The sequence below is a fragment of the Oceanobacter sp. 3_MG-2023 genome (assembly GCF_030688925.1).
In the GTDB taxonomy this organism is placed as follows: Bacteria; Pseudomonadota; Gammaproteobacteria; order Pseudomonadales; family Oceanobacteraceae; genus Oceanobacter.
This window is the reverse complement of record NZ_JAUYVX010000003.1, coordinates 247,576-273,236: the sequence shown is the minus strand read 5'-3', so window position 1 is coordinate 273,236 and position 25,661 is coordinate 247,576. Positions and strand designations below refer to the sequence as shown.

Genomic DNA, 25,661 nt, shown 5'->3' with positions numbered 1-25,661 from the left:
CTTGTTCTCTCAGGTGATCTGGCGTGCGGTTTGGGGTGAGGTCCGGCGCAGCAGGGATACACGGTAACTGCGGAAAAACTGCACCATCAGCAGTGTTAACAGCACGATGCCCTGTATCAGCACCACAATGGCATCCGGGATACCGTAGAACACCTTCAGCGTACTGCCAGCGTTATAAATGCCCGCCAGCGCAATAGCCGTTGGCAATATTGCCAGCGGATTAAAACGCGCCACAAAGGCGATAACGATGCCACTGAAGGTGGTATTGATACCGATGGTCTGGGTCAGGCGATGTTCGACACCGGTGACGATCAGCCCACCCGCCAACCCGGCCAGCGCCCCCGAGAGCAGAATCATCAGGGTAAGGGTCGCAGTGACCGGAATACCGATCGCCAGAGCCGTGCGGCGATTATGGCCAATAACATCAATGTAGAAACCCGTACGGCTTTTCTGTACCAGCACCGCCATCAGCAAAGTGATGGCCAGCGCCAGATAAATACCGGAATGCAGATTGCCAAAGCCCAGACTGGCGAGCTGCTCGTTGTCATCAAAACGGGGAGAAACCGGAAAGCTGTTGACCGGATCTTTCCAGGCACCAAACAGCAGATGCTGTAACAGCAGATAGGCGACGTTGGACAATAACAGGGTTACCACCAGCTCGTTGACATTGGCCTTCAGCTTTAACAGCAGTGGTACGGCGATCCAGATGGCACCGGCGAACGCCGAAGCGATCAGCATGATGGGCAGACGCAGCGCCTCACTGCCGAAGTCGTTGTTGGCGACCAGCGTGGCCCCAATGGCACCGAGCCACAGTTGGCCTTCGATCCCGACGTTCCAGAAACGCAGGCGCATGGCCGCGAGGGCTGCCAGACCGACCAGAATCAGCGGTACGGCCAGCGTCAGGGTCTGCGCCAGACCGCGAGCGCTGAAAAAGACCTGAACCACCAGGTCATCCATCAAGGTTGAAGCCGGTGCGCCAGCGGCAAGCAAAACCAATACACCGCAGCCCAGCCCAACCAGCAAACCCAGAATATAAGTCGCGGCGGAGCGCAGGGTACTGACTTGCTGTCGCCGTTCGAGCGTTAAGCGGAAATTACTCATGACCAAGGATTAGCCTCCCAATATCAGCGGCACTGGCGTCGCCGGGCAGCTCTCCGGTAATTTTACCGGCGCTGATCACACAGATACGATCAGACAGCGCCATGATTTCTTCCACATCTTCACTGACCAACAGGCAAGCAGCCCCTTGGGCGACCGCTTCACGCAGTCGCTGATGCACCGCCGCTGACGCCCGGATATCCAGGCCGCGGGTGGGCGAATGCGCCAGTAACAGCTTCATGCCACTGTCGATCTCTCGGGCCAGCAAGACTTTCTGTGCATTGCCGCCCGACAGCAGGCCCATACGGCCGTGGGGACGCGCTCCGGCAATGTCGTGCTGTTCGATACTGGCTTTGGCTTCACGCTCCATACGGCGGCGGTTGAGCCAAAAGCGTCCGAAGCGGCCCCTGACCACCGCGGTCAGGGAGAGATTGGCGGCAATCGTCAGGTCGGATGCCAGCGCGGTTGCCATACGGTCAGCGGGAATCACCCGCAGACCCAGCTGACGGCGCTGGTTGGGGGGTAACTCCAGGGCATCGGCACCATCAATCATGACGCTGCCAGCGCTGGCGGAACGAATACCGTTCAGGGTTTCAACCAGCTCGTGCTGACCGTTGCCACCGACACCCGCGAGGCCGAGTATTTCACCGGCCCGAACCCGCAAGCTGACATCGGTGAGTGCCGGAGCACCGTCATCCCGTTGGGCGTGCAAGTGGGCGATAGCCAGCAGGTCCGGCCCTCGAGGTTGAAGGCTGCTGGTCGTGGTGTCCGGTGTGCTGCTGGGTGCGACGCTGGATGCCGAGCTGCCCATCATCAGGCTGGCGATTTTTTCGATCGACAGTTGGGTCGTGTCCAGCCCCGCCGCAACGGTCTTGCCGCGACGCATAATGGTCACCCGGTGGCTGAAACCCACTACTTCGCGCAGCTTGTGGGTAATCAGGATAATACTGCGGCCGGATTCGGCCATGCGACGAATGGCACCGAGCATGGAGCTGGCCTCGGCGTCTGTCAGAACGGCAGTGGGTTCGTCCAGAATCAGAATACGAGCGCCGAGGGCCAACACCTTGCAGATCTCTGCACGTTGTTTTTCGGCCACCGACAGTTCGCCCACCGGACAGTCCGGATTGAGCGTAAAGCCAACTTCCCTGGCGGTTGCCAGCAAGGCGTTGCGGGCGGCGGTGCGGGTCTTCAGGTGAGGATGGTCGTCGGCCGCCAACAACAGGTTTTCTGTTGGCGTCAGCCGATCCACCAGCCGGAAATGCTGATGTACCATGCCGATCCCATGGCGCGCACTGTCAGAGGGCTTGCCGATAATCAGCGGCAACCCCTCCAGTGTCAGGGAACCGGCATCGGCGCTGTAGACGCCGATCAGGATATTCATCAGCGTCGATTTTCCGGCGCCGTTCTCGCCGAGCAAGGCATGCACCTCGCCCTTGGCCAGATCGAACGAGACACCCTCAAGCACGCGATGGATATCAAAGCTTTTATCGATGGCGCTCAGTGTTAACAGGGGAGCCCCCTGGCTCATTGGGCGCCTCCCTGCGTACCTTTCACCAGATAATCCATGGACCAGAGTTGCTCGTCATCAAGAGAGGCGCCGCTGGCCAGCTTTTCGCTGCCATCCTGGGCCAGGATCGGGCCATCAAAAGGGGTCATCTCTCCCGCGATGATGGCGGCCCGTTGCGTGGCGATGGTTTGTTTGACCGCCGCCGGAACGCTGTCTGGCAGTGGCGTGATATCCACAACGCCTTCCGCCAAACCCGGGAAGGCACCGTATTCAGACGGTTCCCAGGTGCCTGCAGCGATCGCCTCGATAGTTGGAACCAGGTATTTGTCCCAGTGGAAAGTGACCGAGGTCAGATGGCCTTTGGGGGCATTGGCGCTCATATCCAGCTGGAAGCCAATACTGTATTTGTCTGCTTTTTCCGCTTCGGTGAAAGGCGCGGCGGAAGACAGGTTATTGGCAACAACGGAGACGTTTTGCTCCAACAGGGATTTGGCCCCTTGACCTTCTTTTACCGGGTCCCACCAGGAGTTGGTGTAGAGCACCGCTACCGACGCATCTGGTTTGCTGACCTGAACCCCTCGGGTAAAGCCGTTGATATCCCAGTTGACCACGCTGACGGGGAAGCCGGCCAACATGCCCAGTTTATTGCTATCGGCCATGGCCCCGGCGGCAATACCTGCCAGATACCAGCCTTCATACGTGCGGGCATAGAAGCTTTCGAGGTTGTCGGCATTACGGGTGCCGGAGGCATTGACGAACGCTACATTGGGGTATTTTTCCGCCGCTTCCGCGATGCCATCGGAGTAACCGTAGGTAGTACCGACAATAATGTTGAATCCCCGCTGAACGTACAGATCAATGGCGTTTTTCAGGGCGCTGGCATCTTCCGGGATGCTTTCAGCCACAGCGATCGGGTAGCCCAGCTTGTCGGCGACGACTTGACGCGCATCGTCGAGCGCCTCGTTCCAACCACCATCCCGGGCAGTCGCGGCATAAATAAATGCGATTTTGGGTTCACCTTTCAGCTGAAAAGCATCAGCCTGAGCCAGATTCGGCAGCAGGCTGGCGCTGAGAAGTGTCAGGGATAGTGCTGAAGCAAAGACAGGGTTACGCATCGGTTGGATTCTCCGGTTGGGTGCGGGGTGAGCGCTGTCCTTCAGGACGGCGTCTCCGTGCTGCGATGGGCATAGGTTTCGTTAAAACGTGACTGGATGTAGTCGCTGGCCTTGATCGGTTCAAACTGGGCTGGCCAATCCGGGCGCTGACATGAAGGTAATACTTCAATCATGGCGTCGGAGTTGGTGCCGTAGAAAAACGGAATGGAGTAGCGTTGCTTGCCGGAGCGGTTAATGGCGCGGTGCAGGGTGGAGGCGAAATAGCCATTGGTCCAGCGCGCCATCAGGTCGCCGACATTGACGATAAAGGCGCCGGGGATCGGTGGCGCCTGTATCCATTCGCCAGCGCAGTTCAGTACCTGTAACGATGGTGTTTCATCGGTACAGAGAATGGTGAAACACTCGTAATCGGAATGAGGGCCGATGCCGATCTGGCGTTCATCGATGGGGCCTTCCTGGCTCGGGTAAGAGAGTACCCGCATCTGGGCCATGGGTTTGTTGCTGAGGGGGGCAAAAAAATCGGCTTTCAGATCCAGTGCCAGCGCGAAGGCAGAGAAGATTTTTTGTCCAAAATCCAGTACCGCACGCTGGTAATCGAGCAGGGCATCCTTGAAACCGGGCAGGTTTTCCGGCCATTGATTGGGGCCATAACCAAATTTGCCAGCCATAACGTCAGGATCATCGGCAGGCAGGTCGAGGGCAATATCGAAACCTTCATGCAGGTCGCCCAGTCCTTCGGCATTGGTGTTTTCTTCCAGCAATCCGGTGTAACCGCGCAGGTTGGGCGATTGGGCAATATCGACTTTTATCTTGTCTTCCAGCGGCTGATCAAAAAACTGCTGCGCTGCCTTGAATGTCTGTGCGATTACCTGCTCAGGCACCCCATGGCCTTTGGCATAGAAAAAACCGACTTCGGTACAGGCCCGGCGCACGGCTTCACCAACAGCGGCCCAGGCCGCGCTGTCATCGGAATACATGGCGGAAAAATCAATCACCGGAATGGATGAGAACGGCACCGCGAGGCTGTCCAGGTCGTTGTTTTTGACGGCGCGGGGGCCGTTACCCGTCATCACTGTTGCCATGATAAATTCCTGAGTTGGCTTTTGTTCGGTTTTTGGCTGTGCACTTTGTTCGCCTGAGACCCGGTTTGTTGAGTCTCTGTCAGTAGACTAGAGCAAGGGCTATACCAAGTAATAAAGGGCTTTGGTGGAAAATTTCCGCAGTGGATAATGAACACCATATGCCAGAAAGGTATGTGCAGGTTGCACTGTTTGTTCTGATTTGATGGTGGGCTGGTGGCGCAGCGTAAAGACTGGTTCCCTTACGCCGCAAAAGCCGTTTTCTGTCTGCTGTTTTTTTGCTCTCTATCAGTGCGTTGTCCGGCGATAACCGGTCGGTATTGGGCATGGTGGGGTAGCGGCCATCATGCGGACAGATACGTGTCGCTGATTACTCGCGCCGGTGTGCGTTGCATGATGATGTTGCCCTGGCGGACAGACAGCAGCACGTCACCCTGCTTGCGTAATACGCTGTAGTCATCTTCGCCGTCGAGCAGGATAAAGCTGCCGGGCTTGCCGATCTCGATGCCGTAGTGCGCCTGGATATTCAGGGTGCGGGCACTGTTGTCGGTAATCAGGTCCAGTGCGGTTGCAAAATCACGATAGCCCATCATCTGACAGATATGCAGGCCAAAATCCAGACTGCGCAGCAGCTTGCCGTTACCAAGGGAATACCAAGGGTCAATAATGGAATCTTCAGCAAAACAGACGTTGATACCGGCTTCGTTCAGCTCTTTGACCCGGGTCAGGCCGCGCCGTTTGGGGTAGCTGTCGAACCGGCCCTGCAAGTGAATACTTTCGGTCGGGCAGGAAATAAAATTGATGCCGGCATTCTTGAGCAAACGGAACAGCTTGGAGCAGTAAGCGTTGTCATAGGAATGCATGGCGGTGGTATGGCTGGCGGTGACCCGGGAGCCGAGTTCATGCCGCAGGGCTTCATAGGCCAGTACTTCAAGAAAACGGGAATGAGGGTCATCGATCTCATCACAGTGCACATCCACCAGACGGTCGTATTTTTGCGCCAGCTTGATCACGGTTTGCATTGACTCGACACCCAGCTCGCGGGTGTATTCAAAGTGCGGAATACCGCCGACCACATCGGCACCAAATTCCAGCGCTTCCTCCATCAATCGCAGTCCATTGGGAAACGAGAGCAGCCCATCCTGAGGAAAGGCGACGACCTGGAGTTCGATCTTGTCCTTGAGTTCATCACGCAGGGTGCACAAGGTCTTGAGTCCGACCAGACTGGGGTCGGAGGTATCGGCATGGGTCCGTATATGTTGCACACCATTCTGGACCAGCAACTCGATGGTATCGAGCACGCGGCGACGAATGTCGGCCTCGTTCAGCATCGGTTTGCGTTCACCCCAGCGTTCAATGCCTTCGAACAGGGTGCCGCTCTGGTTCCAGTTTGGTTCGCCAGCGGTCAGTGCCGCATCAAGGTGAATATGTGGTTCAACAAAAGGCGCGCATAACAAGGTGCCGGCGGCGTCGATGGCGTCTGCAGGGCAAGGCAGAGCAGCGCTTTGTGGCGTTATCTGGCTGAATACGCCGTCGGTGATCTCGAGGCTGTGGAGCTGGGACTTCTGTCGCAGACGGGCGTTAACGATTTTCATGGAAACCTCTTCAGAGTTCTTCAGCCTTGGGGGGCTGGGTGTCGATATTGTGATGCTGAAACAGGATCTGCTCGATCAGCAGGGCATTTTGCAAATTCAGACGCACAAAGGCGTCGCCGAGTCGATGGCCGACCAGCTGTTCAATCCGTTTCAGGCGATGTCTGAGCGTATTGCGGTGGATGCCCAGCACTTCAGCGGTCTGTTGCTGGTTGCCGAACAGGTTGAGGTACTGGGTCAGGGTTTCCTTTAGCTGCAGTGACTGATCGTTGCGGGAAAAACAAAGACTGCCCAGCTGTTGTTGGCAGAACTGGGCCAGCAGGCTGCGTTGCGGAATGGCAGCAAACAGACGGGCGATGCCGAGCTGGTCGTAAAAGAACAGGCGCTGGCCGCCGTGCTGAACGGCAAATTGTACCGCCTGACGGGACTGTTCGACGGCGGAAGACAGTTGGCTGAGGCCCGGTTGCAGATCACTGGCCCCGGCGTAGAGCTGCAAGTCCGGCATCCGCTGTTGCAGCTGGTCGAGTGCCGAACTGAGGTCTTCGGCCAAGTCGCTGGCGTGGTCACGTTCGGTTGGCCAGATGGCGATCAGATCCTGTTCAAGTACCAGCACTGGCCAGTCGATACCCCGGCGTTTCAGTAGTTCGCCAAACTGCTGCTCCAGCTCATTACGCTGGTTGATCAGCTGCCAATGCTGTTCCTTGTCTTCACTGAGCAGGCGCTGGTGGAAGCCGGAAAGGCGCACGGAGACCACGGTATAGGGGCGGTTGTCGTTGAGATCCAGTTCGGCTGCCCGTAAATGAATAAGCTCCGGTGCATCGGCAAAACCGTTGATCAGCCGGGTCAGGAACAGCTTGGTGGACTGGCCGATCAGGTTGTCCTGCACAATGGCGTTGCTGATAACTTCAGTGACCAATACCATTTTCAGGGAGTAGGGTTGCTCCAGAATCGGGAAGTTGAGCGCGTTGGCCAGCTCCAGCACACCGGCCGGAATCCGGCGGATGTACTCGGGGCCTGTCAGGATCACCAGGCCAGCGACCTGGTGCTCAACCGCTTCCTGCACCAGTTGCTTGAGGTTGGCTTCGCTGCGATGCAGGTTGATGCCGGTGACAAACACCAGCTCGCCCCCGCGAACCCAGGGGGCGATGGTTTCGTTTTCGGCAACATAGGGCCAGCGAACGGGCCGGTTACCGCCTTGCAGGCCCGCCCGAAAGAGAATTTCCTCCAAACCGGGCAGGCGTGAAATATCGGCGCAGGTGATGGCCATCTCAACTCTCCATCGTTGTTGGTACGCTGCGGAACCGGCAGTGACGCTGGTGGGCCTGTCGATCTGTGTGTTGGTCAGTCTGTTGGTCTGAGTGTCGATTGATGTATTGATCGATCAGGGTGGACAGCTTTATGGCTGGCTCGGCGAAAGGGAGTGCCGTTGGGTGTTTCTGATTGGGCACTTCGCTTAACAAGTTGTCTGGGTGTTGCATCGCCTGCTCCGTCTGGTTTTATCCATGGTCGTTTTGCCTGAGTGCAGATAAAGCAAGGCTTGTTCCAGTCTTCAGGGAGGCTTGTGGCGGTTAATGCTGGTGGTCGGTATCGGTGGCTTTCTGGTTTATATGTTGTGCAATATGCACATTAATAATAAGCAGGCAGGGAATACGGATAAGTGGGCAGGCGGTGGCTGCCCTGTGCCGGTTCATTGAATGCTTTATTGGAGGGCAGGGTGATGGGTTGGATGAAAGGCAATGAAATGGCAAGAGAATAGCCCGGCCTGACAGGATGATTCCCGGTTCATCAAGAGAACGGCTGTGCCCGGTTGCAGCACGGATTCTGCACAAGGTCGCAAAATCGTGAGTTTTTGAGTCTGGAGCGGGTGCGTCCTTCACCCGGAGCGCTGAATTTGCGATACTCGCCTTCCTTTCCTGTTTATCGATATCAATCTGATTCCCTGCTTATGAAACCGCAAATTGCTGAGCTGTTGTCCGCCGCCGTTGTCACCCTAAAAGATCAGGATGTGATTCCTGCCACCCATGAAGTGCGCATTCAGATCGATAATACCCGTGACAAGGCCCATGGCGATCTCGCCACCAACCTGGCTTTGACTCTGGCCAAACCGGCGGGCAAAAACCCTCGGGAACTGGCGCAGCGGCTGGTGGATGCCTTGCCTGCAACGCCCTTGATCGAAAAGGTTGAAATCGCAGGCCCTGGCTTTATCAATTTTTACCTCAGTCAGGCCTCAACCAGTCATCTGGTACGAGCAGTGCTGGAAGCGGGTGCAGACTACGGTCGTAATCGCTCGGGTGCGGGCAAAAAAGTGCAGGTGGAATTTGTCTCGGCCAACCCCACCGGGCCACTGCATATTGGTCATGGTCGTGGTGCCGCCGTCGGGGATTGTCTCTGCCGCCTGCTGGATGCCAATGGCTGGGAAGTGACCAGTGAGTTTTATTACAACGATGCCGGGCAGCAGATCAATAATCTGGCGCTGTCGGTACAGTCCCGTTGCAAGGGCCTGACCCCGGACGACGAAGGCTGGCCAGAAAACGGCTATCGCGGTGATTACATTACCGATCTGGCCGCCAGCTATATGAATGGTGACGTGGTGGAAGCCGCCGACCAGCGTTATACCGGTGCCAAGGATGCTGATGACCTGGAAGCCATTCGCCACTTCGCGGTAGCCTATCTGCGTCGTGAACAGGATCTTGATCTCAAGGCCTTTGCGGTCGACTTTGATGTCTATTTTCTCGAGTCCTCGCTCTACCATGAGGGCAAGGTGAACAACACGGTTGAACGGCTGATCGACAGCGGTTACACCTACGAAGACGGTGGCGCCCTGTGGCTGAAAACCACCGAATTCGGCGATGACAAAGACCGCGTGATGCGTAAATCCGATGGGGGTTTCACCTACTTTGTCCCGGATGTGGCTTACCATCTGGATAAATGGCAGCGTGGCTTCGAGCGGGTTGTTAACGAACAGGGCGCGGATCACCACAGCACCATTACCCGTGTACGCGCCGGATTACAGGCACTGGATGTCGGTATTCCCCAAGGCTGGCCGGATTACGTGCTGCATCAGATGGTGACGGTGATGCGGGGCGGCGAAGAAGTGAAAATATCCAAGCGAGCAGGCAGCTACGTGACCCTGCGAGACCTGATCGATGAAGTTGGCCGCGATGCGACCCGTTATTTCCTGGCGGCGCGCAAGGCCGACAGTCAGTTGACCTTTGATATCGACCTCGCCCGTGAGCAGTCTTCCGATAACCCGGTGTACTATATTCAATACGCCCATGCCCGGGTTCGCTCCATTTTCCGCAAGCTGGCGGAATCGGGTCTGAGCTGGGATAGCGCCACCGGATTGGCTGCGCTGGAGCATTTGCAGCTGGATTCCGAGAAAGAACTTATCGTGAAGCTGGGACGTTTTCCAGAAGTGGTCAAAGCCGCGGGTGCCGCCAACGAACCGCATCAGGTGGCCAATTATCTCAAGGATCTGGCCGGTGATTTCCACACTTATTACAACTCTGAGAAAACACTGGTCGACGACGAAGGCTTGCGTAACGCTCGTCTGACATTGGCAGAAGCTGTACGTCAGGTGATTGCCAACGGTTTGTACCTGCTGGGTGTCAGTGCTCCGGACGTTATGTAAATCCGCTGGTGATAACGTCCGCTAACACAATTGATTGTTGCCGCTCACTATTTACCAGGATGATAGAGTTATGTCCGACAGTTCCAGCCGCATCCCCGGTTGGGTATGGATTACAACACCGACACTGGCCATTGCCTTTGTCGGATTTGTGATTTATCTCAGCACCTTGCCTGCCAGTGATGAACCCGGTGCAGCCCAGGACGATGCCCGTCAGGCGTTGCAACAAGGGATTGAACGGGCCAAGGCCAGTGTGACAGAGGCCGTCAAGGAGCAGATAGCCAGGGAAGCCGGAGAACCGGCCTACGACTTTTACCAGTTGCTGGAACAGCAAAAGGTAGAAGCGCCACAGGTGGATGCCTATGTCTCGACGCCCAAAGACGCGACGGTCAGCTACGAATACCTGCTACAGGTTGGCTCGTTCCGTTCCGGTGAGGATGCCGACGAAATGCGGGCCAATTTATTGCTGTTGGGCATGAGTGCCTACGCGGTGGAAGCCAGCGTCAATAATGGCACCTGGCATCGGGTATTTGTTGGCCCGTTCAGCAATCGCTCAAAACTGAACAAAGCGCAGGATATTCTGGTCAGTAACAACATCAGTCCTTTATTAATCAAGAAACCGCTGCCCGCAACCTCTGGAACGCAGTAACTTGCACTCCGGGTTTGCTGATGGCGATGGCGAGGAAGCCGTATGAGTCAGCAAGCCCAATCCTGCCGCTATACCTATCAGACCAGCGAAGGTTCGCATCAGGGTCATTATCTGTATTGGCCTTCAGCCTGCCCGGATGCGCCACTGTTGGTGTGTGTGCATGGCCTGACGCGTAACGCTCGCGACTTCGATATTCTGGCGCAATCATTGACGGATCACTATCGTGTTATCTGCCCGGATATTGCCGGACGAGGTGATAGCGAACGGCTGCGCACGCCAGCGCTGTATGGCTATCCGCTTTATGTTGGCCAGATGCAGCAATGCCTGCAGCACCTGATGCTGAAGTACCAGGTGACCGAATTCGACTGGGTCGGCACCTCCATGGGGGGACTGATCGGCATGATGCTGGCTGCCCAACCGGTATGTCCGTTGCGCAAGCTGGTGATCAACGACGTCGGTTTTTTTATTCCCAAGGCCTCGCTGGAGCGCTTGTCGGGTTATGTCGGCAAGGGTACCGACTTTGCCGATCTGGCCGCAGTGGAAGTCTATCTGCGCGAGGTGGCGGCCACGTTTGGGCCGCTGACCGATGCACAATGGCAACATCTGGCCCGTTACAGCGTTGAATTATCCAACGGCCGTTACCGGCTGCGATACGATCCTGCCATTGCCCAGGCGTTTGTGGGGGTCACACCGGAAGACGTTGACCTGTCGGCGATCTGGCAATTGGTGCAGCTCGAGACCTTGCTGATTCGTGGTGGGGATTCTGATCTGCTGCTCCGCGAAACGGCGCAAACCATGGCCGCGCAAGCGCATGTCACGCTGGTGGAGTTTCCCGGTATTGGTCATGCACCGGCCTTGATGGCGCGGGATCAGATTCGTGCGATTCGCCATTTTCTTGGCTGTCGGTAAAAAAGGCGTGTATCACAGACTAGCAATTACACGCAAAAGATGAAGGTCTGGTAACGAAGAATAACCAGCCCTGCAGCAAGCGGATTTATCCTGCTGCATCGACCATCAGTGAACGGGGGAACCGTATTGATGACCTATGAAGCGCATCCCTGCGTTTCATATCTGTTTGGCTTGCGGGCTGCCAATCAGAATTTTACCTTGGTACCTACGCCGATATTGTCATTGTCGGAATCGCTGTATTTACCAGCTTCCATCCAGACTTCCAGCATCGGATCAACCTGATAGCTGACCTTGGCCAGTTTGGCGGTATCAGCGGTCAGCACACCGGCACTTGGCTCTTCACGGTTCTGCCAGGATACGGCCGCAGAGAATGCCCCATCGGTGTACTTGCCGGTAATGGCCTTGACGTTAAAGTCGGCACCGGCAGTGCCCATGGCGGTGTTTTTCTCGTACACACCGGCCAGACCAAAGTTGTCCCAGTTGTAGTGAGAAGCGACGACCAGACGTTTACGGTCATCGACGCCGTTGGAAATACCAGTCAATGACTTGTCATAGACCGACAGGTTGACACCAAACATAAAGCGGTCATCACGGTAAACACCGTGGATGATTTTCAGGTCATCGGCTTCGCCGGATTCGTTGGTTGTCGAGGCGTACACCATTTTGGCAAACATATGGTTCCAGACCGGTGTTTTGTAAACCAGGCCATCTTTGGACCATTTGGTTTGCGTCCACATCCGTGAGCCATTCGGTGCGCCGGTCGGGGTGCTGTCCTGGGTGTTGACTTCGAACACGTCAACCGCGGAGTAGAACTCAGAGTAAACCCCGGACATGGCGTCACCGAAGGCAAACAGACCGTATTTTGTGATCAGGGCTGCACCGGCGTAGCGAATGAAAATAGGGTCTTCGGTTGATGTGGAGCCGTAGTATTTACTCTCGGTACCGTCGGCTTCTGCAATCGGAGCAAAATCAGCCTCAAACTGATAGGCCAGCTTCATGCCGTTGCTCAGGAAGTGCATGCCCTTGAGGCCGACGATGCCTTCGTACAGGGTCGGTGTGGCGTCGACATCCTGACCAATGAAGTTGGTATCACTGAAATCAACGACGCGTGCACTCATGGTGCCGTAGACATGGGGTGGTTTGGTGTCTGCAATGGCCTGGGTCGAAAGAGCCAGGACACAAGCGCCAGTCAGAGCAGTTAGAGTCTGTTTCATGCAGAATTTCCCTCGGGTGCCGGTTGTTTACGTTTCATATAGGAAACGGTGTTTTGTATTTAAAATAAAACTAAGTGTCAAACGGCCTCAGGTCAATTACTGAACGAGTAAAATTGTTGAGATTGCTGCTTTTCTCATCAAAATCGGCTTTTGGGCGATTGAATGGAATAAATCGTCCTGTTTTCCGCAGGATTACCACCGCTGCGGCATATATCGGTTTGACAAGCTTTGTCTCGCTGTGAGAATTTCCAGACCCGGAGTCGTGCCGCCAGCAGGATGGCAGGTATCGAACAGTGCATACGGAGCAAACCATGAGTGAAAAATCAGAAGGCCTGGAGCGGTATGTGGTACCGGGCCTTGAACGTGGGCTGAAGCTGCTGCTGGAATTTAACCGCCAGAATACCTTGCTGACGGCACCAGAATTGGCCAAACGGCTGGACTTGCCACGCACCACCGTTTTCCGGCTGCTGGCAACACTGGAAAGCATGGGCTTTGTGACGCGTCACGGGAATGAATACCGTTTGGGTATGGCGGTGTTACGGTTGGGCTTTGAATATCTGGCATCGCTGGAGTTGACGGAGCTGGGTCAGCCAATACTGAATCGCCTGAGTCAGGAAATAGGCTACAGTTGTAACCTGGTGGTGCGGGATGAACGCTCGATTGTGTATGTTGCCAAGGTGACGCCACCTACGATTTTGGCCAGTTCGGTCAACGTGGGGACTCGTCTGCCGGCTCATGCGACGGTGTTGGGGCGTATCCTGCTGGAAGATCTGAGTCTGGCGGAATTGCACGAGCTGTACCCAGAGGAACAGTTACCTGGCTATTCTGACAGTACACCGCGCACCGTGCCCGATTTGCATGCCATGGTGCAGCAAGACATGCAGCGCGGTTATGCGCTGAGTGAGGGGTTTTTCGAATCCAGCATTTCCACCATTGCGGCACCGGTACGGGATAGTACCGGCAAAGTGGTTGCGGCATTGGGAGCGACCATTCCTTCTGGTCATATCGATGACCAACTGCAGCCGCTGGTGAAGCTGGTGCGTAATAACGCCGATGAGCTGTCCCGCCTGCTGGGTTATACCAGGGGCCGACGAGCGCTTGAATACTGAATCAAGGATGTAGAACAGATCAGGCCTCGCAGATGCGGGGCTTTTTTTTGCCTGTTTGCCGTACGACGAGTGCCCCGGGCAGGCTATGGCGCGGATATGGCGCGGATATGGCAAATACCTGCTCACTATTGGTGCGAGCACCCCTTGAGTGCGCGAAATTAGTGTGTCGTCTCGACACATTGAGCTGAAATGGTTACCTGGCTACCCATCAGGAGTCTGGCCGGATAACTTGGATGCACTCGTCTTGATTATATAACTTATTGAAAACAAAGAAATTTGTACTATTTTTTAGACTGTTACCCAAGGATCTTGACGGGCTGGCATTATATCTGCATTATAATTTCATATATAAATCAATAATTCATATCTGAAACAAAGGGTACTACCAATGACCTCAACCAGCCCTGTGTATGTCGTCAATGAATCCGCAAGCGGAGAGTCCACTGTGGCGGCTGGTCCTGATAGCTCGAACCATTCAAAACGGGTTGAAATTGAGTTTCGCGGTGTCAGCAAGGCGTTTGCACAAAAAGGCCAGAAAGATGCGCCTGCAGTGGTCAAGGATCTGACCTTTTCGATTCGTAAAGGCGAAGTCGTTTCACTGATCGGGCCATCTGGCTGCGGCAAGAGCACGCTGCTGAACATGGGCAGCGGATTGTACTCAGCCACCACGGGTACCGTGATGGTTGCCGGGCAGGAAGTCAAAGGCCCGGTCAAACGGGTAGCCTTTATGCTGCAAAAAGATTTGCTGATGCCGTGGCGTACCATTCAGAAAAACGTGGAAGTCGGCATGGAAATCGCGCGGGTTCCCAAGGCCGAGCGTCAAGCTGTTGCCCAGGAAATGCTGCATAAATGCCATCTGGCCGGTTTTGAAAAACATTACCCCTTCCAGCTATCTGGCGGTATGCGTCAGCGTGCGGCATTGGCCCGTACTCTGGCGATGAAACCGGATGTACTGTTTCTGGATGAACCTTTCTCGGCGCTGGATGCCCAGACCAAAATGGTGCTGCAGCAGGATCTGGCCAACACTCTTTATAACGAACAGAAAACCGCTCTGTTTATTACCCACGATCTGGCCGAAGCCGTTGCGCTGTCGGACCGCATTCTGGTGATGAGCAGCCGTCCCGGCACCATTATCGAAGAAATCACCGTTGACCTTCCTCACCGCAACAATCCTCTCGAACGGCGCAAACTGGCGGGTACTGGTCCGTTGATCGGTCGCTTGATGGAGCTGCTGCATGTGGGTGATGAAGACGCCATGCACTGAGAGCCATAACTCTCTGAGCAATAACCCGAATACCGCAAGACACTGACCGACTGTACCCACAGGAGCATACGATGAAGCTGTTTAGCAAAAACCTCGCCAGAGTCACGATGGCCAGCGCGGCCATAATCTGGTCTGCCTTCTCTCAGGCAGAACTGAAGGAAATTACCTATTTGATGCCAGCTCCACCTACTTTGCCGGCATTTGCCCCCTGGACCCTGGCCCAATACAAGGGTTACTTCGAGAGTGAAAATCTGAAAGTGAATTTTGTCACCGCCCGTGGTGGTGTGGACGTTGCCAAACAGATTGGTACCGGTAACGCCATGGTGGGGGGTGCTATTGGTGATACGCCACTGATCGTGCGTGCCAATGGTATTCCGGTCAAGGCCGTAGCGGTATTGGGTGCAGGCAGCCTGACGGTATTGGCGACCGGTGATGATGCCGGTATCAAGAGCGTGGCTGATTTGAAAGGCAAAACCGTGACCGTGATGTCTTATTCCGACACTACTTATTACGCCTTGCTGGCGACGCTGAAAAAAGCCGGCCTCAGCAAGACCGATCTGGACATTCAGGCGGCAGGCCCTGCCGGTGTCTGGAAGCTGTTTGCAGCAGGTAAGGCGGATGCCATGGCCGGTGCGCCGGATTGGGTGGTTTCTGCTCGTGATGGCGGTCGCAGTGCCAGCCTGGTCGACGAAGCCAATATGTTCGACAGCATGGCTCAGGCCATTCTGGCCTCGGATGATGCGATCAAGAATCATCCTGACGTGGTGCAGGGCGTAGTGACTGCGACGCTGAAAGGCATGCGCGACATCATGGTCGATCCGAAGCAAGCCGCGATTGATTTTGCTGCTGCCGTGCCGTCATTCAAAGGTCGGGAAAGCTACCTTGAACGTGCCTTTATGCTGTTTAACGAGCGGGTTTACAAAAACCAGTTAATGCCTGGCCTGATTGACGAAAGCCGTTTGGCGGGTGTTGCCCGGTTCTACCTCGACGAAGGCATCGTCAAGCGTGAAGTGCCGCTGCAAGACCTGTTCACCAACGAGTTCGCCAGAAACGCACGCCCTGGCAGCACGGTGACATCTCAGTCAGTCAAGCCGCACCTTCGGGCACCTGAAAAACATAACAATCTGTAATACCAACGTACACCGGGAGACCTAATCATGAATTACCGAACCATTGCTGGCAGCATCGCGATCCTGTTGGTGTTTTTGGCAAGCTGGGAGTGGGGTCCTGCGGCCATGGGTATGCCGGAATACGTGCTACCCAGCCTAAGCAATGTATGGCATGAGTTTTTCATCATGTGGCAGCACAGTGAACTGCTCAAACATACCTTGATTACCGCCGCAGAAGTACTGCTCGGCTTTGGTATCGGGGCATTCCTCGGATTGGCAATCGGTGTGGCTCTGGGCTTGTCGCCAACCGCGGAAGCCATGTTGTCACCGTACATTCTGGCGCTGCAGATTGCCCCGAAAGTGGCCTTTGCTCCGCTGTTTGTGATGTGGCTGGGCTACACCATCTACCCGAAAATCCTGGTTGCCGTACTGATCGTGTTCTTCCCGGTCATGATCAATGTCTTGTCGGCGGTCCGTGCCGTTGACCCGGACATGGTCAATCTGATTCGCATCATGAACGCCAGTCGCTGGCAAATCTTCCGGCTGGTGGAATTTCCATCCGCGATGCCAGCCCTGTTCTCCGGCCTGCGTATTGCCTCCACTCTGGCGGTGATTGGCGTCACCGTTGGTGAATTGGTCGGCGGCAACCTGGGACTGGGCTACTTGCTGGTGGATTCCGAAGGGCAGGGTAATACCGCTGGGGTCTTTGTCGCCATTGTGGGCCTGACCGTGATTGGCATTGTGGCATACGCCGCGGTGGTGTTCGCAGAGAAGCGGGTACTGCATTACATGCCGAAAGCCAATCTGGCCACCGCGTAAGGATGGATGCAGCAATGAATACGGTTAACCAACTGCTGGATGGTCGCAAGATACTGGTCACCGGAGCCGCACGAGGCCTTGGTTTTGCCTTCGCCAAACAATTGGCACTGGCCGGTGCCGAGGTGGTGCTGGCCGACATTCTGGAAGCGCAGGTCATGGCTTCCGCTGCTGATCTTCGGGCATCCGGTCTGAACGCCACCGGCGTCAGCATCGATGTCCGTGATCCGCACGCTGTCGCCAGCGCTGTCTCACAGGCGATAGAGGTTTTGGGTGGTCTGGATGGTCTGGTCAATAACGCCGCCATCACCAACTCCGGTGGCAAAACCACCGAAGAGCTGGATATGGATACCTGGAACCGGGTGATGGAAGTCAATGTCCGGGGCTGCTGGCTGGTCACCAACGCCTGTTTGCCGGCGCTGCGGGCCAGTGGCCGGGGCGCGATTGTGAACCTGGCGTCGGATACCGCGATCTGGGGTGCGCCCAAGTTGTTGGCCTATACCGCCAGCAAAGGGGCTGTGATGGCCATGACCCGCACGCTGGCGACCGAACTGGGTGACGACAATATCACCGTCAACGCTATCGCACCGGGACTGGTCGCTGTGGAAGCCACCGAATATGTACCGCAAGACCGCAAGGACCTGTATTGCCAGCAACGTCCATTAAAACGGACTCAAGTGCCGGAAGACGTGTGTGGCGCAGTGATTTTTGCCTTGTCGGATATGGCCCGTTTTATCACCGGCCAGACCCTGCCGGTGAACGGCGGTTTTGTGATGCCATGAATCGGGTGCAAACCTGATTAAAGCAAGCTCTGAGCAGGAACAGACGAATGAGTGTATTAGGAATTGATGAAATCACCTTCGGTGTTGAAGACCTGGCCTTGTGTCAGCAGTTTTTCAGCGATTGGGGGCTGACGTTGCTGAGTCAGTCGGATACCGAACAGGTGTTCGAAACCTTGAACGGCTGTCGGGTCGTAATCAAGCACAAGGATGATCCATCCTTGCCCCCGGCGTTTGAAGAAGGCCCGACCCTGCGTGAAGTGGTCTGGGGGGTAGAATCGGACGACGATCTGGATCTGTACGCCGGACGCATGGTCACCAAGCCCGGTTTCTTCTCCAGCACCGAGCGGGTTGGCTGTCTCGATCCGAACGGCATGGGCGTACGACTGCAAAAAAGCCGCAAACGGGCGGTAACGCTGGAATGTGTCGGCCATAACACCTGGGGTGAGCGCGGCCGTATCAATACACCAAGCCCGGTGTACGACAAGGCAACACCGATCGAAGTCGGTCACGTGGTGTTTTTTGTCAAGGACGTCAACGCCTGCGAAGCGTTTTACCGGGATACCTTCGGCTTTGTGATTTCCGACCGTTACCCCAACAAAGGCGCTTTTATGCGCTGCTCGGAGGAAGGCAGTCACCACAATATCTTTTTGCTGCAGCCGCCCGAACCACGCGCCGGACTCAACCACGTCGCCTTTACGGTACGGGATCTGCACGAAGTCTTTGGCGGCGGCATGAATGTGTCACGGTTAGGGTGGGATACCGAACTGGGCCCCGGCCGTCACCCGATTTCATCGGCCTTTTTCTGGTACTTCCGCAATCCGGCCGGTGCGCTGGTGGAGTACTACGCTGACGAAGACTTGCTGACCGCTGAATGGCAGCCTCGCGAGTTTGAGCCTGGCCCGACCGTGTTCGCCGAATGGGCGATTTCAGGCGGCATCGACGGCAATACCCGGCGTCAGGCCAATGGCCCGCAAGCCGCCAGCAAAACTTTTATCACTGCCCGCGAAAAATCGTAAGGAGCTGGTTATGGAAAAGCTATCGATTGGTGTTGTGGGTGGTGGTATTGGTGGATTGACCGCCGCCATTGCCCTGCAGAGAATGGGGCATCGTGTCACTGTTTATGAACAGTCGAAGGCGTACGCCCGTATCGGAGCCGACATCAACCTGACCCCGAATGCCGTCAAGGCACTGGATGGCCTGGGTCTGAACGACGCGATTCGCAAAACTGCCGCACGTCCGACCCACCGTATCAGCCGGATGTGGGACAGCGGTAAAGAGACCTCACGACTGGCGATGTCGAATGAAGCCGAACTCAAATACGGCGCACCACAGCTGACCATTCACCGGGCCGACCTGTTGGTGGCGCTGGCGGATGCCTTTGATATCCAGAATGTCGTCTTCAACGCCCGTATCGATCAAATCACTGAACTGCCCGGCACCGGTGTGCGTGTAACCACCACCAGCGGCCGCTGCGATGAACTGGATGTGGTGATTGGTGCCGACGGTATTCACTCCGCGGTTCGTGCTTATTTGTTTGGAGCCGAACAGCCGCGCTTTACCGGTGTGGTTGCCTATCGTGCGGTCGTGCCGGCAGAACAGCTGCAAGACCTGCCCGATATCCAGGCATTCACCAAATGGTGGGGTGAAACTCCGGAAAGCCAGATCGTCACTTTCCCGCTGAATCAGGGCAAGGACATCTTTATCTTCGCCACCACCGCACAAGACAGCTGGACGGAAGAAAGCTGGACTGGCGCAGGTGACTGTGACGAATTACGCAGCCACTACACTCATTTTCATCCACAGGCCCGGGCCTTGCTGGATCGTTGTGATGACGTGCTGAAAACCGCCCTGTACGAACGGGACCCTCTGCAATACTGGAGCAAAGGCCGGATTGCCCTGCTGGGCGATGCCTGTCATCCGATGATGCCGTTTATGGCCCAGGGTGCCGGTCAGGCGATTGAAGACGCCATCGTATTGGCGCGGGCGCTGGAGCACGCCAGCAACGGCGACGAAGCAGCAGCGGCTTTACACCTGTATCAGGCGGTGCGTCAGGATCGTGCGCGTCAGATCCAGATCGGTTCGCGCTCCAACCAATGGCTCAAGAACGCGGGTAGTGCCGACTGGGTTTATGGTTATGACGCCTGGACGGTACCCCTGCAAGGCACTGCAGAAGAAGTGACAGCATGAATAGTGAATCTCAGGAGCTGACACAGGATACCCAGCCAGCACAGGACACCATGTTGCTGACGGTATTGCTGAAGCATGATCAGTCAAAAAACCTGGAAGACATCCAGAGCCATATGAAAAAAATGGACTGGTGGGAACGTTTTCCAGTGGCCGGGGTAGAGGTCGTTTCCTGGACCGTGGCCATGGGCCTGGGGCAAATCGTGACCTTGCGATTGCCACCGGCCTTACTGCCCAAAATCAACGTAGAACTGGAGCGCTCCGCCTGGGGCGTATTCCGCACCGAATGTTACCCGACGTATGACTTTGTACCGGTACGCGCCATGATCCGCGAACGTGTACAGAATGGAGGACAATAAATGAAAGCACCGTATCTGGAGCCCCATCAGGCTCGCACCCGTGATAACACACCCTTTGAAGACCTGCTGGCCGATTCGATTGAGCGTGCATTCGGAGAACAAATTCACGACCTGGATGGCCTGGTGAATTTTCTCAATGTGGTTGGCCCACCGTGCCCGACAGCCACTGGTCTGTGGACCGAAGAGTCTTATAAAACCCTGATGAGCAAGCTGGGCGAGTAACGCGGCATAGCAGAGAGAGAATCAAGTATGAACATCATTCAAACCAGCGCCGATCCGGTCGAAAAAATTCTTCAGCAAGGCATCAAGGATCGTTGGTATCCGGTGCTGCCATCCGACCAGCTGACGGCTGACAAACCGGTCTCGTTGCGGATTCTGGGCTACAAGATTGCGTTGTGGCGCGATACCGACAATACCGCGCATGCGGTCGAAGACCACTGCCCACACCGGGGTGCACCCCTGTCTCTGGGAGCCAATCTTGGCGACCGGTTGCAGTGCCCGTATCACGGCGTCGAAGTGGACTGCAGTGGTAAAGTCCGCAAGGTACCGGGCAGCCCGGGCTGCAAACTGGAAGGTAGCAGACCGACCCGTCGTTTTCACACCCAGGAAGTTGCCGGTGCGATCTTTCTTTATAACGCCGTCGATCCACAGCTGGAAACGCCACCAGAGCTGATCCTGCCAGAGCAGCTGACCTCGGACGAATACTCCAGCTTCCTGTGCTACTGCGAATGGAAAGCCGATTACCGTTATGTACTGGATAACGTGGCTGATCCGATGCACGGGGCTTTCCTGCACAAGATGTCGCATTCCATGTCGGAAGGCGAAACCCAGGCCAAATTTGTAACCACCGATACTGATCACGGTTTTATCTTTGAGAAAGAAGGTCAGCGTGGCGTCAACTTCGACTGGAGTGAATTTGCCGATACCAACCTGATGTGGCAACGGCTGGAAATTCCCTATCCCAAGACCGGTGGGCCTGGTGGCAACTTCCATATTATCGGTATGTACGTTCCCCTGAATCCACAGCTGGCAGGCGTGTTCCACTGGCGTTGTCGCCCGCTGACCGGCTGGCAGGAAGATACCTGGCGCTTCTTGTACAAGAACCGTCTGGAAGCCCGTCACTGGCACGTGCTGGAGCAAGACCGGGTTGCCCTTGAAGCCATGGAGCCGGACGCCAACCAGCGTGAAATGCTGTACCAGCACGATCTTGGACTGGTGCGTTTGCGTCGTTATATGAAAAACCTGGCCAAGCAAGAACTGGAAGCCAGCAAGTAGGCGGAATTGAGATGACGGATATGAACAACCTGGTCGCCCATGTTCGGGCAGACAGCGTCCCGGAGCTGGCTACCGCCAGTTGGTCCAATGCCCTGTTACTGGGGCGGGAGCTGGTGACATCCGGCATGACCGGCCACCCGGCGACTCGTCAAGCCGCGGCGGCGGGTGAGCCACTGGATGCGTACCAGCAAACCCTGGTGGTTTTGGGCAAGATCCAGGCTCTGGCGGAAGCGGCCGGTGGTCATATCGGCAACATCTACCGGCTGACGGTGTACGTGACGGATATTCGCGATAAAGACGCCATCAGCCGCGCCCGCAAGGATTTTTTTGTGGGGCAATCGGTATACCCGACCTCCACCCTGGTGGAAGTGTCCGGGTTGGTATTTCCAGAGTTGTGCGTCGAAATCGAAGCCGGTATTCATCTGGATGCCGACCTTGGCAACACGATCAAACAGGCTGATTAACGGAGCCGGACTATGAGCAATGAAACTCTCACCGCATTGGTGTCCCAGATACGCTACGAAGCGGAAGGCATCATCAGTATCGAACTGCGTCCCGAGCCCGGGGCTGCCGATTTTCCGGCGTTTACGGCCGGTTCGCATATTGATCTGAACTTGCCCAACGGCATGGTGCGCAGCTACTCACTGTATAACTCACCGGCGGAGCCAAACCGCTATGTGGTGGGCATCCTGCGAGACAAAAAGAGTCGCGGTGGCTCAGAGTGGGTGCATCGCCAGTTGCGGGTGGGCACCCGCCTGGCCATCAGCGCTCCGCGGAACAACTTCCCGCTGCAGCCGCATAATGGCCACAGCGTGCTGGTCGCGGGTGGCATTGGGATCACCCCGGTGCTGTGTATGTTCCGTGAGTTGCTGCAACAAGGGCAATCGGCGGAACTGATCTATTGCGCCCGTACTCGCTCAGAGGCTGCTTTTATTGCTGAAATCGAGGCACTGACAGCAGAGCTGGGCGGGACTGTCCGCTTCCGCTTTGACGACGAAGCCGGTACACCGCCCAATCTTGAACAGCTGTTGCAGGGTCAGGCGGCCTCCACCCACTTCTATTGTTGTGGCCCGACGCCGATGCTGGATGCGTTTGAAGCCGCTTGTGCCCAGTTGAACCATGCCAATGTGCATATCGAACGTTTTGCCGCCGTCGAGATTGCGGCGTCGGACGATGCCCGCAGCAGCTATGTAGTGGAATTGGCCAGGTCCGGCCAGATTATCCAGATCAACCCGGGCGACAGCTTGCTGGAACGGCTGGAAGGCGAAGGGCTTGACCTTGATTGCTCCTGTCGTGAAGGCGTTTGTGGTGCTTGTGAAGTGGCAGTGCTGGAAGGCGAGATTGATCACCGCGATGGCGTGTTGACCAAAGCCGAACGGGCCGCCAACAACACCATGATGATCTGTGTGTCGGGTTGTAAATCAAGCAAGTTGGTACTGGATATCTGATCGGTTGGTCGCTGCCGTACGGCGGTAGCGACAAAGACGACGAAACAGTCACGACTGGTCAGATTTTCACCTTGACCGAGGGCGGAAATCTGCCTAGCATGTTTCATATAAAGACTGATGTTTTAAATATAAAACAAATGTCGCATAATAAGTACGACCGCGTTATGGATCATGATCCCCGTAACGCAAGCCGCCGAGGGTACGGCAGCAGACCAGTCGGGCCGCTTTATCGCCCGCCACATATGGTGAACTAACCTGAGGAAAACAGCATGTCTGAGACATTCGAAAGCTGGAACAAGCCAGCAGAAACAAGCCTTGAAGACTTCATGGCTGGCCGGATTGCCCGCAAGGAAAATCGTACCTACGATTTTAATGCACTGAAATTCCAGGCAGATTACGACCCCAAATACCGCCGTGCCCAAATGCGCTACATGGGCACCGGTGCTGCCGGTGTAACCAGCGATACCAATACCGTGCCATCGGAACATTTCACCTTCTCCACCATGTTGTTACCGGCGCAGTGTGAAGGCCCGCTGCACTTGCACGACGATGTTGAAGAAGTGTTCTTTATGCTGCGTGGTTCGATCCGTTTGACGATGGAACTGAACGGCGAGACCTGTGAGACCGTCTTGAACGAACGTGATCTGGTGTCGATTCCACCAGGCATCTACCGGGGCCTGTACAACTTCACCCAGGAAGACGCGCTGATGTGTGTGATGCTGGGAACGCCGAAGCCGGTGATCCCGACCTATCCGGCCGATCACCCGCTGTCACAGATCAAACGCGATAAAAAATAAGCTCAATTGTCGGGAGCCAGAGCATAGCCATGAACACAGCCACATGTACTACCACATTGATTCAACAACTCGACGACTTTCCCCGTCAGAGCATCCGGCTGGGCGACGTTAACCAGTCCTGGCGCGAGTCTGGCCCGGAGAGTGGTGGTAATGGTGAGGTGCTGGTGTTACTGCATGGTATCAGCTCGGGTTCCGGCTCTTGGGTGCAACAATTGGCCGCACTGGAAACTGACTGCCGGGTGCTGGCCTGGGATGCCCCCGGATATGGCGACAGTGATGACCTGAGTGTAACCGGGGCCAACGCCAAAGATTATGCCGAACGGCTGGCTCATTGGCTGGATGCGCTGGGTATTCAACGTTGCTGGCTGGTTGGCCACTCGCTGGGTGCCATGGTTGCCGCCGCCTTTGCTGCTCGTTATCCGCAGCGTCTGGCCGGTTTGATGCTGGCCAGCCCGGCCCAGGGGTATGGCCAAGCCGATGCTGAAACCCGGGAACGGGTGTACCGTCAACGCCCAACCATGCTGGCACAATTGGGGCCTGCCGGATTGGCTGCACAACGTGCCGCCGCACTGGTTTCTGTTAATGCCAGCGCCGCACAGGTGAGTCTGGTTGCCGATGGCATGCGCCAGCTGCGTTTGTCCGGCTTTCAGGCCGCTTCCTGGCTGTTGGCCAACGATGATATCTGGTCGTACTTGCCCGTCGATGTTGAGTCTCGCCGGGTCATCTGTGGCGCTGCCGATACCATTACTCCACCGCAGGCCGCCCGGCAATTGGCCAGCGACCTGGATACTACCGAATTTGTTGAAATCGCCGCCGCAGGCCACGCCTGTTATGTCGAAGCCGCGGCGGCAGTGAATCAGGCGCTGAAGGACTGGATGTCTTCGGCGACCTCCCGGACAGGTACCTCGTTATGAGTTTTATGCTGAAAGATCGTGTTGTGGTTGTCACCGGCGGCTCCTCTGGTATTGGCCTGGAAACCGTCCGGCTGCTGCTGCAGGAACAAGCCAAAGTTGCCTGGTGTGGCCGTAACGAAGAGCGTCTGCTGGCCTCGGAAGACGCGATGCGTACCGCCTTCCCTGATGGCCAGTTTATGACCCGGGTTTGCGATGTTCTGAACGCCGACGACGTTGCCACGTTTGCCGAAGCGGTCAAGACGCAGCTGGGCAACACCGACTGCCTGATCAATAACGCCGGGCAAGGGCGGGTTTCCGGCTTTGATAACACCAGCGACGATGACTGGATGGCTGAAACCGGGTTAAAACTGTTTGGCGTGATCCGTCCGGTACGGGCTTTTATGGATCAGTTGCTGGCATCGGGAATGGGTTCTGTCACCAATGTGAACTCCTTGCTGGCCAAACAACCGGAGCCACACATGATGGCGACTTCCGCAGCGCGAGCTGCGTTGCTGAATTTTACCCACTCACTGGCCCACGAGTATGCGCCAAAGGGCGTAAGGGTAAATTCAATTCTGCTCGGTATGGTGGAGTCTGGCCAATGGCGTCGCCGCTATCTGGATCGATCCGATACCGATGCCAGCTGGGAACAGTGGACCGGGGCAATTGCCAACAAGCGAGGCATTCCGATGGGTCGACTGGGTCGTCCGGAAGAACCGGCCCGGGCGCTGGTTTTTCTGGCCTCGCCCTTGGCCTCGTACACCACCGGCTCAACCCTGGATGTCTCCGGCGGTTTTGCCAAACAGATTTGAATTGTCGCTGACTCAGCCAGCG

General features: G+C 56.2%; 25 protein-coding genes. 18 read left to right on the top strand and 7 right to left on the bottom strand.

From position 1 onward, the window contains the following. Positions 1-9: 9 nt before the first annotated feature. From Q8W32_RS04625 to Q8W32_RS04600, 6 genes are all read right to left on the bottom strand, one after another. A complete protein-coding gene (locus Q8W32_RS04625) occupies positions 10-1,101 on the bottom strand; it encodes an ABC transporter permease (RefSeq protein WP_305413892.1) in 1,092 nt (363 codons plus the stop codon). Beyond that, a complete protein-coding gene (locus Q8W32_RS04620; RefSeq protein WP_305413891.1) occupies positions 1,094-2,626 on the bottom strand; it encodes an ABC transporter ATP-binding protein in 1,533 nt (510 codons plus the stop codon). The genes Q8W32_RS04625 and Q8W32_RS04620 overlap by 8 nt, the downstream gene beginning before the upstream one ends. Then, a complete protein-coding gene (locus tag Q8W32_RS04615; RefSeq protein WP_305413889.1) occupies positions 2,623-3,720 on the bottom strand; it encodes a BMP family ABC transporter substrate-binding protein in 1,098 nt (365 codons plus the stop codon). The genes Q8W32_RS04620 and Q8W32_RS04615 overlap by 4 nt, the downstream gene beginning before the upstream one ends. 41 nt (positions 3,721-3,761) lie before the next feature. Continuing rightward, the gene (locus Q8W32_RS04610; RefSeq protein ID WP_305413887.1) at positions 3,762-4,802 is read right to left on the bottom strand and encodes an isopenicillin N synthase family oxygenase; all 1,041 of its coding nucleotides are present in this window, start codon (positions 4,800-4,802) and stop codon (positions 3,762-3,764) included. Between the two features lie 341 nt (positions 4,803-5,143). Then, a complete protein-coding gene (gene codA / locus Q8W32_RS04605; RefSeq protein WP_305413886.1) occupies positions 5,144-6,394 on the bottom strand; it encodes a cytosine deaminase in 1,251 nt (416 codons plus the stop codon). 10 nt (positions 6,395-6,404) lie between these two features. Continuing rightward, complete coding sequence (locus tag Q8W32_RS04600) at positions 6,405-7,658, bottom strand: PucR family transcriptional regulator (protein ID WP_303433963.1); 1,254 nt, start codon at positions 7,656-7,658, stop codon at positions 6,405-6,407. 678 nt (positions 7,659-8,336) lie between these two features. Here Q8W32_RS04600 and argS point away from each other — a divergent pair. From argS to Q8W32_RS04585, 3 genes are all read left to right on the top strand, one after another. After that, positions 8,337-10,022, top strand: a complete 1,686-nt coding sequence (gene argS, locus Q8W32_RS04595; protein ID WP_303433962.1) for an arginine--tRNA ligase — start codon at positions 8,337-8,339, stop codon at positions 10,020-10,022. 70 nt (positions 10,023-10,092) lie between these two features. Further along, the gene (locus Q8W32_RS04590) at positions 10,093-10,668 is read left to right on the top strand and encodes an SPOR domain-containing protein (protein ID WP_303433961.1); all 576 of its coding nucleotides are present in this window, start codon (positions 10,093-10,095) and stop codon (positions 10,666-10,668) included. A 42-nt stretch (positions 10,669-10,710) separates the two neighbouring features. After that, on the top strand, positions 10,711-11,577 hold the full coding sequence (locus Q8W32_RS04585) for an alpha/beta fold hydrolase (protein ID WP_305413884.1): 867 nt from the start codon (positions 10,711-10,713) through the stop codon (positions 11,575-11,577). Between the two features lie 185 nt (positions 11,578-11,762). Here the strand turns inward: Q8W32_RS04585 and Q8W32_RS04580 are convergent, their stop codons facing one another. Next, positions 11,763-12,791, bottom strand: coding sequence for a hypothetical protein (locus Q8W32_RS04580; protein WP_303433959.1), 1,029 nt, complete (start codon positions 12,789-12,791; stop codon positions 11,763-11,765). Between the two features lie 311 nt (positions 12,792-13,102). Here Q8W32_RS04580 and Q8W32_RS04575 point away from each other — a divergent pair, with 311 nt between their 5' ends. From Q8W32_RS04575 to Q8W32_RS04505, 15 genes are all read left to right on the top strand, one after another. Then, entirely contained in the window at positions 13,103-13,900 is a 798-nt protein-coding gene (locus tag Q8W32_RS04575) for an IclR family transcriptional regulator (protein ID WP_303433958.1), read from the top strand. Positions 13,901-14,288: 388 nt separating this feature from the next. Beyond that, positions 14,289-15,164: an ABC transporter ATP-binding protein gene (locus Q8W32_RS04570; RefSeq protein ID WP_303433957.1), complete on the top strand. Its 876-nt coding sequence runs from the start codon at positions 14,289-14,291 to the stop codon at positions 15,162-15,164. Positions 15,165-15,235: 71 nt separating this feature from the next. Then, positions 15,236-16,294, top strand: coding sequence for an ABC transporter substrate-binding protein (locus Q8W32_RS04565; protein WP_303433956.1), 1,059 nt, complete (start codon positions 15,236-15,238; stop codon positions 16,292-16,294). Between the two features lie 27 nt (positions 16,295-16,321). After that, positions 16,322-17,092 (top strand): ABC transporter permease, encoded by a 771-nt coding sequence (locus tag Q8W32_RS04560; RefSeq protein WP_303433955.1) that lies wholly within the window; start codon positions 16,322-16,324, stop codon positions 17,090-17,092. 14 nt (positions 17,093-17,106) lie between these two features. Continuing rightward, positions 17,107-17,871 (top strand): SDR family oxidoreductase, encoded by a 765-nt coding sequence (locus Q8W32_RS04555; RefSeq protein WP_305413881.1) that lies wholly within the window; start codon positions 17,107-17,109, stop codon positions 17,869-17,871. A 47-nt stretch (positions 17,872-17,918) separates the two neighbouring features. Continuing rightward, positions 17,919-18,887, top strand: a complete 969-nt coding sequence (locus Q8W32_RS04550; protein WP_305413879.1) for a VOC family protein — start codon at positions 17,919-17,921, stop codon at positions 18,885-18,887. Between the two features lie 10 nt (positions 18,888-18,897). Then, on the top strand, positions 18,898-20,058 hold the full coding sequence (locus Q8W32_RS04545) for an FAD-dependent monooxygenase (protein WP_305413877.1): 1,161 nt from the start codon (positions 18,898-18,900) through the stop codon (positions 20,056-20,058). Further along, positions 20,055-20,414: a hypothetical protein gene (locus tag Q8W32_RS04540; RefSeq protein ID WP_303433951.1), complete on the top strand. Its 360-nt coding sequence runs from the start codon at positions 20,055-20,057 to the stop codon at positions 20,412-20,414. The genes Q8W32_RS04545 and Q8W32_RS04540 overlap by 4 nt, the downstream gene beginning before the upstream one ends. Continuing rightward, positions 20,415-20,636, top strand: coding sequence for a recombinase-like helix-turn-helix domain-containing protein (locus tag Q8W32_RS04535; RefSeq protein WP_303433950.1), 222 nt, complete (start codon positions 20,415-20,417; stop codon positions 20,634-20,636). It abuts the gene before it with no gap. A 27-nt stretch (positions 20,637-20,663) separates the two neighbouring features. Then, entirely contained in the window at positions 20,664-21,689 is a 1,026-nt protein-coding gene (locus tag Q8W32_RS04530; RefSeq protein ID WP_303433948.1) for an aromatic ring-hydroxylating dioxygenase subunit alpha, read from the top strand. Between the two features lie 11 nt (positions 21,690-21,700). After that, entirely contained in the window at positions 21,701-22,153 is a 453-nt protein-coding gene (locus Q8W32_RS04525) for a RidA family protein (protein WP_303433946.1), read from the top strand. A 12-nt stretch (positions 22,154-22,165) separates the two neighbouring features. Then, entirely contained in the window at positions 22,166-23,137 is a 972-nt protein-coding gene (locus Q8W32_RS04520) for a PDR/VanB family oxidoreductase (protein ID WP_303433944.1), read from the top strand. A 269-nt stretch (positions 23,138-23,406) separates the two neighbouring features. Continuing rightward, positions 23,407-23,934, top strand: a complete 528-nt coding sequence (locus Q8W32_RS04515) for a cupin domain-containing protein (protein WP_303433942.1) — start codon at positions 23,407-23,409, stop codon at positions 23,932-23,934. A gap of 29 nt (positions 23,935-23,963) precedes the next feature. Further along, a complete protein-coding gene (locus Q8W32_RS04510) occupies positions 23,964-24,848 on the top strand; it encodes an alpha/beta fold hydrolase (RefSeq protein WP_305413875.1) in 885 nt (294 codons plus the stop codon). Then, entirely contained in the window at positions 24,845-25,639 is a 795-nt protein-coding gene (locus tag Q8W32_RS04505; RefSeq protein WP_305413873.1) for an SDR family oxidoreductase, read from the top strand. Before Q8W32_RS04510 ends, Q8W32_RS04505 begins: the two co-directional genes overlap by 4 nt. Positions 25,640-25,661: the final 22 nt, after the last annotated feature.